We start from the raw sequence: 16,348 nt of genomic DNA on the forward strand, positions 1-16,348 counted from the left end.
GTACCGATCGGCTTCAACTCCACCGCCGCATCAGGCCAGATGAAACCCACCGCGATACCCGCCGCCACCGCGACGATCACCGCCAGATACAACAGATGAGTACGGGCGCGTCCCGCACCGGGCGCGGACTGCTGGGCCGTCGTGGGATTCAACCGGGGGCTCCTAAGCGGTTCTCAGACCGGCGGCGGCCGGAGTGGCCGCGTGCCGGGTGTACGTGAGCAGGGAGTGGCACAGGCTGGTGAGCCGGTCCAGGGCGGTGGGGTCGGTGAGCAGCGGGCCGCCGTCGTCCAGGCGGCCGAAGTCCTCGGGGACGGTGACCAGTTGCTCCGGCAGCGCGACGGCGCCGAGGGCCCGCGTCACGGTCCTGAGGCCTTCGCAGACCTGCGCCGCGTCCAGGTCCTCGCCGTGCGCGAGCAGCCCGGCGGGCTTGCCCCGCAGCTCGCGGCCGTCCAGGTGGTCCAGGGCGTTCTTCAGGGCGCCGGAGAAGGAGCCGTGGTACGCGGGGGAGGCGAGCAGGAAGGCGTCCGCGCGGGCGGCGGTGGCGGGCAGCATCCGGGCCAGCGGGTCGGCGTAGAGGTCGGGGCGGCCGTAGCAGCAGGGGTCGACGATCGGCAGCGGGCGGGTGGCCAGGTCCCAGACCAGGGCCTCGGCGCCGAGGCAGGTCAGGGTCTTGGCGGCGGCCTCCAGGGCGGCGGCGGTGTGCGAGTGCGGGCTCGGGCTGCCGCCGAGCAGCAGCACCAGGGGAGGCCGGCTCATCGTCTCGACACCCCCTGTCCTTCACCGGTGCCGCGGGTACCCGGAGCACCGGAACACGATCCCGGTCCCGCGGAGCGCGCTGAAGGAGCCTGTCCGCTGGACGCCGCGGGCTGTCCCGATCCGGCGCCGGGCAGGGGGAGTCCGGCCGCCGCACCGAGGGGGTGGCGCGGGGCCGGACGAAGGAGGGGCGGCCGCGCCGCCGTCGGGGTCCGCATCGCTCACTCCGGGGAGTCCGCCGCGCCGAACCAGCCGAGCCGACTGGCCTGTGCGCCCGCCTCGAATCTGCTGCGGGCGTTCAGCTCCCGCATCAGCTTCGCGACGGTGCGGCTGACGGTGCGTTTGGAGACGTCCAGCCGGTGCGCGATCTGCTCGTCGGTGAGCCCGCGGGCGAGCATCCGCAGCACCTCCTGGGACTGGTCGTCCTCCGGGGGCGCCCAGTTCTCCACCACCAGCGGCGCGGCCTCCTCCCACAGCCCGAGGAAGAGGTAGTGCAGGACGTCCACGGTGTCCGGGCAGCGCGAGAAGCTGACCGTCTGCGTGCCGTGCGCCGCGTCCTCGCCCTGGTCGACGAAGACCGCCGAGGTGGAGTCGTCGACCAGGGCCATGGTGACCGGCACCTGCGGCGCGGTCCGCACCTGGATGCCCGCCCGCGCCTGCCACAGCACGTACTCCACCAGAGCCGGGTGGGCCAGCAGCCGTTCGTCCCACAGGACGCTGATGCGCACCCAGCGGCGCATCAGGCTCTTCAGTACGGCCGCCTCCTGGCGCAGCTCCCGGGGCCCCGGCACCGCGTTCCCGCGTACCAGGACGAATTCGCGGCGTGCCGAGGACAGCGTCGCGTGCAGGGAGGAATGCGGCACCGGCGGCGAATGCCGCGTCCGCGGCCTTTCCCGGTCGCTGTCGGACGGTATTTCCAGCGTGGTCACGGTCATGCCTTGATTCCCTTTCCACTGATTCACGCGGTGACGTGCGGGTGGGGGTAAGGAGCGAGACGCGCATTGTCAAATCGGTTGCCGGGCGGCTGCCCCGCGGATTGTCGAAACCTATTTCCCGTCGGATATGTGGATTTCGACGACCGAGGGATCGTCCTCGGGCCGGTCGAGTTCCAGTGGGCGCCTCGCCCCGAGCGTGCGGCACAGGCGCTCGCGGTCGAGATGGCCCGCCCAGTTGGTGAGCACCAGCGTGGCCACGCTGTTGCCGATGACATTGGTGACCGCCCGTGCCTCGGACATGATCCGGTCGATGCCGACGAGCAGGGCGACGCTCGCCATCGGCACCGACTCGGTCACCGCCAGGGTCGCGATGAGGGTCAGCAGCCCCGAACCGGTCACCCCCACCGCGCTCTTGGACACCACCATCGAGATGGCGAGCAGGAGCAGCTGGTCCCCGAGGGAGAGTCCGTTGCCGGTGGCCGCGGCGACGAACATCGAGGCCATCGTGAGGTAGACGCAGGTGCCGACCAGGTGCAGCGAGTAGCCGGAGGCGAGGACCGGGGCGCTCACCCCCCGCGGCGCCCCGGCCAGTTCCAGCTTGCGCAGCACCCGGGGGAAGACCGGGCTGGAGGAGGAGGTGCCGATGACCACGAGGATCTCGTGCCGCAGATAGCGCACCAGCCGCAGCAGCGAGAAGCCGTTGGCCCTGGCGAGCAGTCCGAAGCCGAGCAGGACCACCGCCGCGCAGGTCAGATAGAAGGCGACGATCAGGCAGGCGAGGCCGCCGAGCGGGGCGATGCCGATCCGGCTCGCGGTGTACGCGGCGCCGCCGAAGGCCGCGAGCGGCGCCCCGGTGACCACGATCCGCACCATGTAGAAGAGGATGTGGCTGCCGCGGTCGATCAGGTCGAGCAGCGGCGCGGCCCGCCGCCCGGCCATCATCAGGGCCGCCCCGGTCAGCGCGGCCACCACCAGCGTGTGCAGCTGGTTGCCGCCGACCACCGCGGAGGAGAAGCTGCTCGGCACCACCGCGTCCAGGCTCAGCGAGCCGTTGCCGAAGCTCTCCGCCTGCCGCTGGAGCGGGGCCACCTCCTCGGCGTCGGGGCCCTGCGCGCTGCCGGGCAGCGGCAGTCCGCCGAGGACATTGCCCACCAGCAGGCCGATGACCAGGGCGAGCGTGGTCACCGCCTCGAAGTAGAAGACGGCCTTCAGGGAGAGCCCGCCGAGCAGGCGCCGGCCGCCGAGCGAGGCGAGCCCCCCGGCCACCGTGGTGAAGATGACCGGGCCGATGAGCATGGTCATCAGCGAGATGAAGGCGTCCGCCAGGAAACGGAAGTGCTCCGCCGCTTCCGGCGCGACGACCCCGAATACGATGCCGGCCCCGAGACCGGTCATCGTCCAGAAGGTCAACGTCCGGTGCAGGGGACGATCCGCCGGTCCCTCCGCCATGATTTCGCACACCCCCGTGTCGCGACGAAGCCGAGGTGGGCCACTGTGCGGCTCGGCCGCCCCGGTTCTGGACAGACAGTAGGGAGGCTCTGCAAAATCGCGGCTCTCTCATCTTTAGCGGAACGTTAAGCGTATGTAAGATCGGCCGTCACTACCGGGCATCGCGGGCACCGAAATCGGGTGTCCGCGCCTGCTAACGGACCGTCACGGGGGACGTCCGCGACGACACACGCATGCGCTGATCGTTGGGGGATGACAGCCATATGAGGGTCCTGCTCGTGGAGGACGACGCCGAGGTCGCCGACGCGCTGACCGAGGGACTCCAGCAGTACGGCTGGATCGTGGACCATGTGGCCACCGGGGGCGAGGCGTTGAGCCGGGTCGAGACCGCCGGATACGGCGACATCGTGCTCCTCGACCTCAACCTGCCCGACATGGACGGGCTGGAGGTCTGCCGGGGGCTGCGCGCCGCCTGCGCGGTGCCGATCATCGCGGTGACCGCCCGCTCGGACGAGATGGACAAGGTCCTCGGGCTGCGCCTCGGCGCCGACGACTACATCGTCAAGCCCTACCGGCTCCAGGAGTTGCTGGCCCGGATGGCCGCGGTGATGCGCCGCACCGCGACCCGGCCCGCCGCGGCGCCGGTCGCGGCCGCCCCGTACGCCGCCGCCCCGTACGCCGCGGCCCCCTACGCCGCCGCTCCCCACGCCGCTGCTGCCCCGGGCTCCGCAGTCCCCGCCGAGCCCGGTGAACACGTCCTGAGCCACGGCCGGTTGACCATCGACCCGGCCCGGCGCGCGGTCCTCCTGGACGGCAGCCCCGTGACCCTGACCCGCAAGGAGTACGAACTCCTCGTCCTGCTCGCCGGTGCGCCCGGCCGCGTCTTCCTGCGTGAGCAGCTCCTGGACACCGTCTGGGACCAGCAGTGGGCGGGCAGTTCGCGCACCCTGGACACCCATGTGGCCACCCTGCGCCGCAAGCTCGGCTCGACCCAGTGGATCAGGACCACGCGCGGGGTCGGCTTCAGCTTCCAGCCGCAGTCCGGCACCTGAGCCCGCCCGGCCATGCGGCAGATCTACTCCCTCGTCCAGTGCGCCCTGATCGGCCTCGTCCTCACCGCGCTGCTCGTCCCCCTCGGCTGGCTCTACGCCAAGCAGACCCGGCAGGAGGCGGCCGCCGGTCTGCGCGACCGCACCACGTCCCTGGCCGAGCCGCTCTCGCGCACCCTCGCCGCGGGCGACCCCCGGGCCCTGGACCGGCGGCTGCTCGACACCGCCGGGCGGGAGCACCCCCGGGTCTCGGTGCGGCGGCCGGACGGCTCGGTGCGTACCGCGGTGGTCGGCGCCGGGGGGCAGGCCCGGCTGGCGACCTCCTCGGTGTGGCGGTGCGAGGCCACCCGCAGCCAGTGGGGGGACCGGCTGCTGCCCGCGGTGGACACCCGGCTGTGCGCCACGGCCGTCCTCACGGTGGGCGGTGAACCCGTCGGCGAGCTGATGCTCCAGCAGTCCGCGGACGGGCTGCGCAGCGAGATCCTCACCGCCTGGGGGCTGTTCGGCCTGCTGCTGCCGGCCGGCATCACCCTGTGCTTCCTGCCCGCCGCCCTCCAGCGCCGCCGTACCCTGCGCGATCTGGACCGGATCGGCACCACCCTGCACGTACTGGCCGAGGGCGGCTTCCACGCCCGCAGCGCCGAGCATCTGGAGGGGGACACCCTCAAGAAGCTGTCCGCGGAGGTCAACCGGCTCGCCGCGGTCGTCCAGACCAGCATGGAGGACCGGCGCAGCTTCCTCGCCGACGTCGCCCACCAGCTGCGCAACCCGATGGTGGCGCTGCGGCTGCGCCTGGAGAACCTGGCCCCGCACCTGCCCGAGGAGGCGGCCCCCCGGCACGAGCGGCTGCTCGCCGACGTGGACCGCCTGGACCGCACCCTGACCCAGATGCTGGAGCACGCCCGCGCCACCCCCGCCGACCGCTCCACCCAGGTCGTCGAGGTCTGCGGCCTCGTCGAGGAGTGCGTACGCGGCTGGGCCTCGGTGGCCGAGCGGCGCGGCATCCGGCTCAAGCTGAAGATGCCGCGGCGGGCCTGGGGGATGACCCGTTCCGGCGCGGTGGAGCAGGCCCTCAACGTCCTCCTCGACAACGCCCTCAAATACTCCCCGGAGGGCGGGGTGGTGGAGATCAGCATCGTGAGTTCGGGCCCCCGGCTGCGCATCCAGGTCCGCGACGAGGGCCCCGGCCTCGCGGACTCCGAGCGGGAGGCGGCGCTGGAGCGCGGCTGGCGCCGGGGCCCCTTCCCCAGTACCGGCATCGGCCTGTCCCTCGCGGTGAAGCTCATCGAATCCGCGGGCGGGCGCCTGGAGTTGTGCGCCGCGCAGAGCCGGGGCCTCAGCGCCCAGCTGCACCTGGTGGCCGCCCAGCCCGGCGGGGAGGACCGCGGCCCGGGGAGCGACGCCCCCGGGGCGGCCCCGCTGTCCGCTTCCGGACCGGGGGTGGCATGAACCGGCCATCGGGGAACCCTCCGGGGCGCCCACCGGTTGTCACCGATACCGGCCCTTCCGGCGCGTACGGGGCCCGCTCGCGCGGCGCCCGGCAGCCGTCCCGCCGCGCGGGCCCGGGTCACCACTCACAGGGGGACGACATGATCCCGCTCACCACGGGCTCCCGGCCGCTGCCCGGTGCGGCCGAACTGACGGAGGCCACCCACCACCTGCTCGCGGCCGGTGCCGGCGAGGTCTTCTGCTACTGGAACTACACCTCGGCGGAGGACCGCCTCCTGGAGGTGCTGCACTGCGCCGGGTCCCGGCTCCAGGGCCACCGGGGCGGTGTCCGGACGGTGGTCCCGCACGGGGCGCGCGCGGTGCCGGAGATCTCCCGGCAGCTGGAGTGGCAGCAGGAGAACGGCGTCCGGGTCCGCTACAGCTCGCGGCTGCCGCCGGGGGCGATGGTGCTGACCTCCCGGGGCGCCGTCCTCACCACCGGGCTGCACCCGGGATCCCCGTACGTGCTGGTCGAGGACGCCCCGCTGCGGCCCGCCTTCGGGGCGCTGGCACAGTTGCTCTGGCAGCGCGCGGAGGTGCCGCCGGACCAGCGGGACGACGCGCCCAGCGAGGCCGAGCGGCAGATGCTGCGGATGCTGATGCAGGGGCTCACGGACAGCGCGGTGGCCCGGCAGTTGGGCATGTCGGACCGCACCGTGCGCCGGGTGGTGGCGCAGCTGATGGAGCGCCTCGGCGCGCAGAGCCGCTTCGAGGCGGGGGTCCGGGCCGTGGAGCGCGGCTGGATCTGAGCGGGCCCCGGCCCCGGCCCCGGACCTCGTCCGGCCGGATCCGGGCGGTTTACCCGGCCGCCCGGCGGGCAGTGCCACGGCCCGGGAAGCGGGCTTCATAGGCATGGGCTATGGAGTTGATCGCTCCCATATCTTGGTGCTGTCGACCCCGCAGGCTCTACCGTCGTGTCCATGGCACTGGCAACGCGGACGGACCGACGGCCGTCCATGGCGCGCTCCTTCTGGGACTCGACCGTCGGCAAGAAGATCGTGATGGGCGTCACCGGTCTGATCATGATCGGGTATCTCGTCGTCCACATGATGGGCAACGCGAAGATCTTCTTCGGGGCCGACGACTTCAACGAGTACGGGCACTGGCTGCGCGTCGTGGGAGAACCCTTCCTGCACCGGATGTGGGGACTGTGGATCGCCCGCGTGGTCCTGCTGACCTCGGTGATCCTGCACGCCGTCTGCGCGTACCAGCTGAGCCGCCGGGACATCAAGGCGCGCCCGCAGAAGTACGTCCACAAGAAGGCGCGGATGAGCTACGCGACCCGCACCATGCGCTGGGGCGGTGTGATCCTCGGGCTCTTCATCGTCTGGCACATCCTGGACCTCACCACCGGCACCGTGCACCCCGACGGCTTCGAGGACGGCAAGCCCTACCAGAACGTCGTGGACACCTTCTCCACCTGGTACGGCAACGTCATCTACATCGTCGCGATGCTGGCCATGGGCATGCACGTACGGCACGGGTTCTGGAGCGCGGCGCAGACCATCGGCGTCGGCAGCCGCACCCGCGAGCGCGTCCTGAAGGCCACCGCGAACGGCCTCGCCCTCATCCTCACCGTCGGGTTCATCTCCGTGCCCGTGGCCGTCATGACCGGAGTCGTGAGCTGACATGACCTCGCACAGCACCTACGCGCAGTACACCGTCGGCGAACCGGTCAAGGACACCCAGGCCCCCGAGGGCCCGGTCAGCGAGCGCTGGGACACCCGGCGCTTCCAAGCCAAACTCGTGAACCCGGCCAACCGCCGCAAACACAAGGTGATCGTGGTCGGCACCGGCCTCGCGGGCGGCGCCGCCGGCGCCACCCTGGCCGAACAGGGCTACCACGTCATCCAGTTCTGCTTCCAGGACTCCCCGCGCCGCGCCCACTCCATCGCCGCGCAGGGCGGCATCAACGCCGCGAAGAACTACCGCAACGACGGCGACTCGATCCACCGCCTCTTCTACGACACCGTCAAGGGCGGCGACTTCCGCGCCCGCGAGTCCAATGTGCACCGCCTGGCGCAGATCTCGGTGGAGATCATCGACCAGTGCGTGGCCCAGGGCGTGCCCTTCGCCCGCGAGTACGGCGGCCTCCTCGACACCCGCTCCTTCGGCGGCGTGCAGGTCTCCCGTACCTTCTACGCGCGCGGCCAGACGGGCCAGCAGCTGCTGCTCGGCGCCTACCAGGCGCTCTCCCGGCAGATCGCCTCCGGCGGCGTCGAGATGCACGCGCGCACCGAGATGCTCGACCTGATCATGGTCGACGGCCGGGCCCGCGGCATCGTCGCCCGCGACCTCGTCACCGGGAAGATCGACACCTACTTCGCCGACGCGGTGGTCCTCGCCAGCGGCGGCTACGGCAACGTCTTCTACCTGTCGACGAACGCCATGAACTCCAACGCCACCGCGATCTGGCGCGCCCACCGCCGCGGCGCCTACTTCGCCAACCCCTGCTTCACGCAGATCCACCCGACCTGCATCCCGCGCTCCGGCGACCACCAGTCCAAGCTGACGCTGATGAGCGAGTCGCTGCGCAACGACGGCCGCATCTGGGTGCCCAAGGCCAAGGGCGACAACCGCCCGGCCGCCGAGATCCCCGAGGAGGAGCGCGACTACTACCTGGAGCGCATCTACCCCTCCTTCGGCAACCTGGTGCCCCGTGACATCGCCTCCCGCGCCGCGAAGAACGTCTGCGACGAGGGCCGCGGCGTCGGCCCCGGCGGCCAGGGCGTCTACCTCGACTTCGCCGACGCCATCAAGCGCATGGGCCGCAAGGCCGTCGAGGCCAAGTACGGCAACCTCTTCGACATGTACGCGCGGATCACCGCGGAGAACCCGTACGAGACCCCGATGCGGATCTACCCCGCCATCCACTACACGATGGGCGGACTCTGGGTCGACTACGACCTGCAGACCTCGATCCCCGGCCTCTTCGCGGTCGGCGAGGCCAACTTCTCCGACCACGGCGCCAACCGCCTCGGCGCCTCCGCGCTGATGCAGGGCCTGGCCGACGGCTACTTCGTCCTGCCGTCCACCATCAACGACTACCTGGCGCGCAACCCGCACAAGGACGAGGTCGACGACACCCACCCGGCGTCGGTGGCCGTGGTCAACGAGACCAAGGACCGCCTCGCCAAGCTGCTCGCCGTCGACGGGGACCGCACCCCGGACTCCTTCCACCGCGAGATCGGCGAACTCGTCTGGGAGTTCTGCGGAATGGCCCGCACCGACGAGGGGCTGCGCAAGGCCCTCGACCGGATCCCGCAGATCCGCGAGGAGTTCTGGGCCCGGATCAAGGTGCCCGGCAGCGGTGAGGAGTTCAACCAGTCGCTGGAGAAGGCGAACCGGGTCGTCGACTACCTGGAGCTGGCCGAGCTGATGTGCCTCGACGCGCTGCACCGCAGCGAGTCCTGCGGCGGCCACTTCCGCGAGGAGTCGCAGACCCCCGACGGCGAGGCCGCCCGCAAGGACGAGGAGTTCTCCTACGCCGCCGCCTGGGAGTTCACCGAGACCGGCGCCTCCCCCGTGCTCCACAAGGAGCAGCTCACCTTCGAGTACGTCCACCCCACTCAGCGGAGCTACGCATGAAGCTCAACCTGCGCGTCTGGCGCCAGAAGAACGCCGAGACCGACGGCGCCATGGCCAGCTACGAGCTCGACGGCATCTCCCCGGACATGTCGTTCCTGGAAATGCTCGACACCCTCAACGAGGAACTCATCGTCAGCGGTGAGGAGCCGGTCGCCTTCGACCACGACTGCCGCGAGGGCATCTGCGGTGCCTGCAGCCTGGTCATCAACGGTGACGCCCACGGCCCCGAGCGCACCACGACCTGCCAGCTCCACATGCGGTCCTTCCAGGACGGCGACACCATCGACATCGAGCCCTGGCGCGCCTCCGCCTTCCCGGTCATCAAGGACCTGGTGGTGGACCGCACCGCCTTCGACCGGGTGATCCAGGCGGGCGGCTTCATCACCGCCCCGACCGGCGCCGCCCCCGAGGCGCACGCCACCCCGGTGCCCAAGCCGGACGCCGACCTCGCATTCGAGCACGCCGAGTGCATCGGCTGCGGCGCCTGCGTCGCGGCCTGCCCGAACGGCGCGGCGATGCTCTTCACCTCGGCCAAGGTCAACCACCTCAACGTCCTGCCGCAGGGCGCCCCCGAGCGCGAGACCCGCGTCCTGGACATGGTGGCCCAGATGGACGAGGAGGGCTTCGGCGGCTGCACCCTCGCCGGGGAGTGCGCCACCGCCTGCCCCAAGGGCATCCCGCTGATGTCGATCACCTCCATGAACAAGGAGTGGCTGCGCGCGACCCGCAAGTCCAAGCGCTGACCCTCCTGCCCGACGACACCCCCAAGCAATGCTCCGTGGACGGGGTGTTGGGTACGAGGTCCAACGGACGCAGACCTCGCACCCGCTTCGGCCGGCGGAACCTCCGTGGTTCCGCCGGCCGAGGTGTGTCCGGGGCCCGGGCCGCGTCCCCCGGTGCCCCTCGGGGTCCGGGCCGCGCCCCACGAGTCCCGGCCGCGTCCCCCGGTGCCCGATCGGGCCTTCGGGAGTCGGCCGACGCCCTGCTCCCGCTGCGGGCCGCCACCTCCCTACCCTGGGCGGGTGACCCTCAGCGCGGCATCCCTGGTCCCGGTCGACCTCACCCTGGGCGTCCTGCTCGCGGTCCTGCTCCTGGCCGCCGCCGCGATCGCCCACTGGTACGGACTCTCCCCCGACTCCCGTACCCGGCGCGGGCGGGAGATGCTCTTCGCCGGAGTACGGGCCGCGATCCAACTGGCCGCCGTCTCCCTGGTGATCGAGTGGGCGGTCCGCTCGCCCTGGGGCCTCGCCGCCTTCCTGCTCGTCATGCTCACCGTCGCGGTCCGCACCGCCGGCCACCGCATCACCGGCAACACCACCGGCCGGCTGACCCTCGCCCCGATCACCGCGGGTGTCGTCCCGGTGGTCGCCGCCCTGCTGCTCTGCGGCCTGGTCCCGCTGAAGGGCCTCGCGCTGATCCCGGTCACCGGCATCCTGATCGGCGGCGCCATGACCGTCACCGTCCTCGCGGGCCGCCGCGCCCTGGACGAACTCACCGCCCGCCACGGCGAGGTGGAGGCCGCCCTGGCCCTCGGCCTCCCCGACCGCGAGGCCCGCATGGAGATCGCCCGCCCCGCCGCCTCCGACGCCCTCCTCCCCGGCCTCGACCAGACCCGCACGGTCGGCCTGGTCACCCTCCCCGGCGCCTTCGTCGGCATGCTCCTCGCCGGAGCAAGCCCCCTGCGCGCGGGCGCCGTCCAGCTCTTCGTCCTGATCGCCCTGATGGCCGTGCAGTCGGTGGCGGTTGCGGTGACGGTGGAACTCGTGGCCCGGGGGAGGGTCCACCGGGCGGGGAAGGAAGGGTGAGGCGTGGGGGACGTAGGGCCAACTTCCTTCACGTACGCCCGAGTTCACGTCACACCGTCTTGCGGCGGGCTCCTCTCCCCCTCAGCCCGCCGTCGTCTCCCGCCGCCCCCGCCGCAGGTGGAACGCCGAGGCCGTGACCGCGAGAGCGGTGCCCCCGGCCGCGTAGGCCGCGAGTACCCACAGGGGGCGGGTGAGGGCGTGGCCGGAGAAGTAGACGGTGTTGCGGACGGCGGTGGTGCCCGCGCCCGGGGGGAGCCAGTCGCCGATGGCGCGCCAGAAGGCGGGGAGCAGGGCGGAGGGGTAGGCGCCGCCCGCGCTCGGGTTGCCGAGGACGACGAAGAGGACGATGGCCACGCCGATGCCGAGGACGCCCCACAGCACCTGGAAGGCGACGGTGGTCGCGGCGGCGGCGAAGACGACGAGCGCGCCGAGGGCCCACAGCGCGCCGAAGTGCCCGGGCAGGGCGCCGAGTACGGGGTCGGCGATGATCGCCCCGCCGAGGCCGGAGACCAGGGCGTACAGGGCCAGGGCGGCCAGGCGGACCACGGTGCGGGGGAGGGTGGCCGGCCGGGCGCCGCCCGCCATGCCGCAGATCGCCGCGGCCAGATAGCCGCCGACGATCCAGCCGAGGACCAGGTAGAAGGAGGACATCCCGCGGCCGTCCTTCGCGCCGGGGGCGCGGATGTCGCGGACCTCGACCTGCCGGTTCTCCGCGCGTTCGAGACCCTGGGCGATCTGGGTCGCGGTGGCGGTGAGCGCCGGTCCGCCCGCGGAGGCGACGAGCAGGGTGTCCTTCCTGCCGCGCGCGTCGATCAGGATCGCGGCGTCCACCGTACGGTCGAGCAGCAGTCCGCGCGCCTCCCGCTCGCTGTCGGCGGGGCGGGCCTCGACCGGGTCGTCCTTCATCGCGTCGAGCCGGTCGACGACCTGGCCGGAGACCTGTTCCGGGGCCACCACCGCCACCGGGATGCGGTGCGGTGCCGGGGCGTGGAAGGCGCCGATGTAGGAGAGGACGAAGCCGAGTTGCAGGGCGAGGACTCCGACGATCAGGAGCAGCCCGCGCAGGCTGAGGGCGTCGCGCAGATCGGCGGCCAGGGTGCCGGAGGGCGGGGTCTCGGGGGTCTCCTGCGAGGAGGCGGGGGGCGTCACGGGGGACCTCGACTTCCGTTGTTCTTCGGCCCGTTCGTCTGCGGGTGCCCGCCGGGGGAGCGGGCGCGACGGCTGCCGGGTGTTCCGCTGCCGTCCCAGGATTCCGCCGGCCACCGCCGGAGCAAAGGCTGACACTCCAGGTTCGCGTAACGGGTGATAAGGGGGGAAGTGGGGCCCCTGCGTGGGAGGGCACCTCCGTGGTCCCGGGGTCACTGGGCAGCTCTCCGCCTCCGGGTCACCGCCCCCGGAGGCGGAGGCAACCGCCTCGCGGGCAACCGCCTCGCGAACGACCGCCCTAGAGCACCGCCTCCGCCAGCCGCGCCCAGTCCTCGACCGGGGGCTTCGCCGCGTCGGCGCCGAGTACCTGGACGACCACCGAGGTGGCGCCCGCCTCCAGGTGCTCCCGTACGCGGGCGCGGGTGGCGTCGAGGCCGCGGGTGACCAGGGCCTCGGCGAGGCGGGGGCTGCCGCCGCGGACGAAGTCCTCCTCGGTGAAGCCCTGGCGCCGCCAGGAGGCGCGGTAGTTGGGCAGGCCCGTGTAGATCTCCAGATGGGCGCGGGCGCGGCTGCGCCAGGTCTCGGGGTCGCGGTCGGCGGCCGGGTCGACCACCGCCGCCTGCTCGACCACCAGCAGCGGCGCCGGGGTCTCCCCGGCCGCGCCGCCGAGGATCTCGCGGGCCCGGGCCGTGTGCTCCGGGGTGACCAGGTACGGGTGGGCGCCCTGGGCGCGGTCGCGGGCCAGCTCCAGCATGCGCGGGCCGAGGGCGGCGAGCAGCCGGGGCGGGGCCTCGGACTCGCCCGCGACCAGGGCCGGGGCCGCGTCCAGGGCGTCCAGATAGGCGCGCATCGCGGCGAGCGGGCGGCCGTAGTCGTGGCCGCGCAGCCGCTCCACGAGCGGGGCGTGCGAGACGCCGAGGCCGAGCAGGAAGCGTCCGCCGTACGCGGCGTGCAGGGTGCGCCCGGCGGCCGCGGCGGCGAGGGCGTCCCGGCCGTAGATGCTGGCGATACCGGTGCCGACGGCCATCCGGCGGCTCGCCCCGAGGTACCACTGCGCGGCGGTGAAGGCCTCCCGGCCGTAGGCCTCCCCGCACCACAGGGAGTCCCAGCCCTGCTCGTCGAGCGCGGCGACGGTCTCCGCGGCCTCGCCGGGTGACAGTCCGTCAAGTGTGCTGGTCCACAGGCCCACGGGGCCGTTGAGTGACGACATGGTTCCGATTATGCGCGGGGCCCTCGGCGTACCGGCGGACCCGCGGGCCCGCTCCGGATCGGCCCGGGCCTCAGAACACGCCCGCGGCCTGGTCGGCGCCCTCGCTGTCGCGGCCGTCGTGCTTCGGCGCGCGCATGGTCACCATGGTCCCGGCGATCAGCCCGGCGAGCAGCATCACCCCGACCGCCCACCAGATGGCGACCGTGTAGCCGTGCACGATGCCCTCCCGGGCGATACCGGAGCGCTGCGCTGGATCGCGGGTCGGATGCGAGGTGATCCAGTGGGTGGCCGAGGTGGTGGCGATGGTGTTCAGGAGCGCGGTGCCGATCGAACCGCCCACCTGCTGCGCGGTGTTGACGGTCGCCGAGGTCACACCGGAGTCCCGCGGGGCCACGCCCTGGGTCGCGGTCGACATCACCGGCATGAAGGTGAGGCCCATGCCGAGGCCGAGGATGAGCAGCGCGGGCAGGATGTGCGAGGGGTAGCCGGAGTCCACGGTGAGCTGGGTCAGCAGGCCGAGGCCGGTGGCGGCGAGCAGCATGCCGGGGACCATCAGCATCCGCGGCGGTACGCGGTGCAGCAGCCGGGCGCTGATCTGGGTGGAGCCGATGATGATGGTGGCGGTCATCGGCAGGAAGGCGAGCCCGGTCTTCAGCGGCGAGTACTCCAGGATCGTCTGGAGGTAGAAGGTCATGAAGAGGAAGAGGCCGAACAGGCCGATGGTCGCGAGCCCCATGGTCAGGAAGCTGCCCGCCCGGTTGCGGTCCCGGATGATGTGCAGCGGCAGCAGCGGGTGCGGGGCCCGGGTCTGCCAGCGCACGAAGCAGAGCAGCAGCAGGACGCCGCCGCACAGCAGGGCGAGGACCAGTCCGTCGCTCCAGCCCCGGGGTTCGGCCTCGCTGAAGCCGTAGACGATGGCGACGAGTCCGCCGCAGCCGAGCAGCACACCGGGGACGTCGAGGCGGGCCTCGCGGTGGCCGGGGCGGTCGTGGAGCAGGGCGAGGGCGCCGAGCGCGGCGAGGGCGGCGATCGGGATGTTGACGTACAGGCACCAGCGCCAGTCCAGGTACTCGGTGAGGACGCCGCCCATGATCAGGCCGATCGCCGCGCCGCCGCCCGCGATCGCGCCGTAGATGCCGAAGGCCTTGCTGCGCTCCCTCGGGTCGGTGAAGGTCGTCGTCAGGAGCGAGAGCGCGGACGGGGCGAGGACCGCGGCGAAGACGCCCTGGAGGGCGCGGGCACCGAAGAGCATGCCCGCATTGGCCGCCGCGCCGCCGAGTCCGGAGGCGGCGGCGAAACCGATCAGGCCGATGATGAAGGTGCGCTTGCGGCCCACGTAGTCCGCGATCCGCCCGCCGAGCAGCAGCAGTCCGCCGAAGGCGAGGGTGTAGGCGGTGATGACCCACTGCCGGTTGCCGTCGGAGATGCCCAGTTCGCGCTGTGCGGAGGGGAGCGCGATGTTCACGATGGTCGCGTCGAGCACCACCATGAGCTGGGCCAGCGCGATGACGACCAGGGCCCACCAGCGGTGCTTGTCCTGGGGCGGCTGGGGTGCGGTCGCGGCTGTCCCATTGGCTGACACAAGGGACAGAACACCATGGAACGGGAGCCCTCGCATCCGGGCGCCGGCCGGCTCCGCCCGGGCCGCCCCGCAGGGTTCGAGGACCGCCTTCTCAGGGTTCGAGGACCACCTTGCCGACGGTGCGGCGCCCGGCGAGGTCCTCGTGCGCGCGGGCGGCCTCGGCCAGCGGATAGCGCTGCACCACGGGCCGCAGCCGCCCGGCGGCGGCGTGGCCGAGGGCGCGCAGCTCCAGGGTGCGGACCGGGTTCTCGCCGCCGGCGCGGCGCATCATCGCGGGGCCGAGGACGTCGACCGAGGTGATGCCCCGGGCGGCCGACTCCTGCGCGCCGAGCCGGCACCCGCCGCTCCCGCCGCCGATGCCCTCCGCGGACCAGCCGAAGACGAGGTGGGTGCCGCCCGGGCCGAGCAGGTCCACGGCGGCCCGGGCGGCCTCGCCGCCGACACCGTCGTAGACGAGGGTGGCGGCCCGGCCGTCGAGCCAGGCGGCGGCCTTCTCCGGCCAGCCGGGGTCGGTGTAGTCGAGGGCGAGATCGGCGCCGCCCGCCGCGACCAGGGCCGTCTTGCGGCTGCCGCCCGCGAGGCCGAGGACGGTGGCGCCCGCCTGCCCGGCGTACTGCGTGAGGAGGCCGCCGAGGCCCCCGGCCGCCGCCGGGATGACGACGAGGTCCCCGGGCCCCGGCTCCGCGAACTGCACGATGCCCATCGCGGTGCGCCCGGTGCCGATGAGCGCGACGGCCCCGGCCGGGTCGAGGCCGCCGGGGACCTCGTGCAGGCGGTCGGCGTCCACGGCGGCGAGTCCGGCGTAGCCGCCGGGTGCGAGGCCGAGGTGGGCGACGACCTCCTTGCCGAGCCAGCCGGGGTCGGTGCCCGGGCCGAGCGCGCGCACCGTCCCGGCGATCTCGCGGCCGGGGATCGTCGGCAGCTCGGGCAGGGCGGGCAGCGGTCCCTTGACCCCGCTGCGGATCGCGGCGTCGAGGAGGTGCACCCCGGCCGCGGCGACGGCGACCAGGACCTGCCCGGGCCCGGGTTCCGGGTCGGCGACCTCCTCAAGGCGGAGGTTGGCGGCCGGGCCGAAGGTGTGGAGCCGGATCGCGCGCATGCGGAACTGCCTTTCGGACGTGACCGACCTGGCCGGTGGGGCGTACGGGAGCGGGGCGGAGCGGCGGTCGCCGTGCGGGGCGGCCGTGCTGACCACTCTTCAACCTCAAGTGGGATTCAGGTCAAGGGGGTTCGGGGGCGTGCGTCCGCGTTCCGGTTCCCGGTCCGAGCGTGCCTCTGCGCCTCCGTGTCTCCGCGGTCCGGTTCCTGGTTCCCGGTCTGGGCGTCTCCGTGTCTCCGCGGTC

14 protein-coding genes and 1 pseudogene are annotated in these 16,348 nt (G+C 73.1%); 7 read left to right on the forward strand and 8 right to left on the reverse strand.

The window, feature by feature from the left end; genetic code table 11:
- From HFV08_RS31705 to HFV08_RS18380, 4 genes and pseudogenes are all read right to left on the reverse strand, one after another.
- A pseudogene (locus HFV08_RS31705) lies at positions 1 to 152 on the reverse strand (C4-dicarboxylate transporter DctA); the annotation flags it as partial.
- A 10-nt stretch (positions 153 to 162) separates the two neighbouring features.
- On the reverse strand, positions 163 to 756 hold the full coding sequence (locus HFV08_RS18370; protein ID WP_168540830.1) for an NADPH-dependent FMN reductase: 594 nt from the start codon (positions 754 to 756) through the stop codon (positions 163 to 165).
- A gap of 218 nt (positions 757 to 974) precedes the next feature.
- On the reverse strand, positions 975 to 1,688 hold the full coding sequence (locus tag HFV08_RS18375; protein WP_168540831.1) for a helix-turn-helix transcriptional regulator: 714 nt from the start codon (positions 1,686 to 1,688) through the stop codon (positions 975 to 977).
- A gap of 111 nt (positions 1,689 to 1,799) precedes the next feature.
- Positions 1,800 to 3,137, reverse strand: coding sequence for a cation:dicarboxylate symporter family transporter (locus tag HFV08_RS18380; RefSeq protein WP_281373507.1), 1,338 nt, complete (start codon positions 3,135 to 3,137; stop codon positions 1,800 to 1,802).
- A gap of 263 nt (positions 3,138 to 3,400) precedes the next feature.
- Between HFV08_RS18380 and HFV08_RS32110 the strand changes: the two genes are divergently transcribed.
- The 7 genes from HFV08_RS32110 (at position 3,401) to HFV08_RS18415 (ending at position 11,067) form a co-directional block, all read left to right on the forward strand.
- Positions 3,401 to 4,189, forward strand: a complete 789-nt coding sequence (locus HFV08_RS32110; protein ID WP_168540833.1) for a response regulator transcription factor — start codon at positions 3,401 to 3,403, stop codon at positions 4,187 to 4,189.
- Positions 4,190 to 4,201: 12 nt separating this feature from the next.
- The gene (locus tag HFV08_RS18390) at positions 4,202 to 5,635 is read left to right on the forward strand and encodes a sensor histidine kinase (RefSeq protein ID WP_168540834.1); all 1,434 of its coding nucleotides are present in this window, start codon (positions 4,202 to 4,204) and stop codon (positions 5,633 to 5,635) included.
- Positions 5,636 to 5,775: 140 nt separating this feature from the next.
- Positions 5,776 to 6,423: a helix-turn-helix transcriptional regulator gene (locus HFV08_RS31185; RefSeq protein WP_246341863.1), complete on the forward strand. Its 648-nt coding sequence runs from the start codon at positions 5,776 to 5,778 to the stop codon at positions 6,421 to 6,423.
- A gap of 171 nt (positions 6,424 to 6,594) precedes the next feature.
- Positions 6,595 to 7,302, forward strand: coding sequence for a succinate dehydrogenase (locus HFV08_RS18400; protein ID WP_078845459.1), 708 nt, complete (start codon positions 6,595 to 6,597; stop codon positions 7,300 to 7,302).
- 1 nt (position 7,303) lies between these two features.
- A complete protein-coding gene (locus HFV08_RS18405; protein WP_168540835.1) occupies positions 7,304 to 9,262 on the forward strand; it encodes a fumarate reductase/succinate dehydrogenase flavoprotein subunit in 1,959 nt (652 codons plus the stop codon).
- Positions 9,259 to 10,005 carry a succinate dehydrogenase/fumarate reductase iron-sulfur subunit gene (locus HFV08_RS18410; RefSeq protein ID WP_168540836.1) on the forward strand — a complete coding sequence of 249 codons (747 nt, stop codon included), beginning with the start codon at positions 9,259 to 9,261 and terminating at the stop codon, positions 10,003 to 10,005. The genes HFV08_RS18405 and HFV08_RS18410 overlap by 4 nt, the downstream gene beginning before the upstream one ends.
- Before the next feature lie 279 nt (positions 10,006 to 10,284).
- Positions 10,285 to 11,067: an ABC transporter permease gene (locus HFV08_RS18415; protein ID WP_168540837.1), complete on the forward strand. Its 783-nt coding sequence runs from the start codon at positions 10,285 to 10,287 to the stop codon at positions 11,065 to 11,067.
- Between the two features lie 81 nt (positions 11,068 to 11,148).
- Here HFV08_RS18415 and HFV08_RS18420 read toward each other — a convergent pair whose 3' ends face one another.
- The 4 genes from HFV08_RS18420 to HFV08_RS18435 form a co-directional block, all read right to left on the reverse strand.
- A complete protein-coding gene (locus tag HFV08_RS18420) occupies positions 11,149 to 12,216 on the reverse strand; it encodes a DUF3533 domain-containing protein (protein ID WP_168540838.1) in 1,068 nt (355 codons plus the stop codon).
- A 295-nt stretch (positions 12,217 to 12,511) separates the two neighbouring features.
- Positions 12,512 to 13,423 (reverse strand): TIGR03620 family F420-dependent LLM class oxidoreductase, encoded by a 912-nt coding sequence (locus HFV08_RS18425; RefSeq protein WP_168540839.1) that lies wholly within the window; start codon positions 13,421 to 13,423, stop codon positions 12,512 to 12,514.
- Positions 13,424 to 13,493: 70 nt separating this feature from the next.
- Positions 13,494 to 15,041, reverse strand: a complete 1,548-nt coding sequence (locus tag HFV08_RS18430; RefSeq protein ID WP_168540840.1) for an MFS transporter — start codon at positions 15,039 to 15,041, stop codon at positions 13,494 to 13,496.
- 55 nt (positions 15,042 to 15,096) lie between these two features.
- A complete protein-coding gene (locus tag HFV08_RS18435) occupies positions 15,097 to 16,104 on the reverse strand; it encodes a zinc-binding dehydrogenase (RefSeq protein WP_168540841.1) in 1,008 nt (335 codons plus the stop codon).
- Between the last annotated feature and the right edge of the window lie 244 nt (positions 16,105 to 16,348).

This window comes from Streptomyces physcomitrii (genome assembly GCF_012273655.1).
Taxonomy (GTDB): Bacteria; Actinomycetota; Actinomycetes; order Streptomycetales; family Streptomycetaceae; genus Streptomyces; species Streptomyces physcomitrii.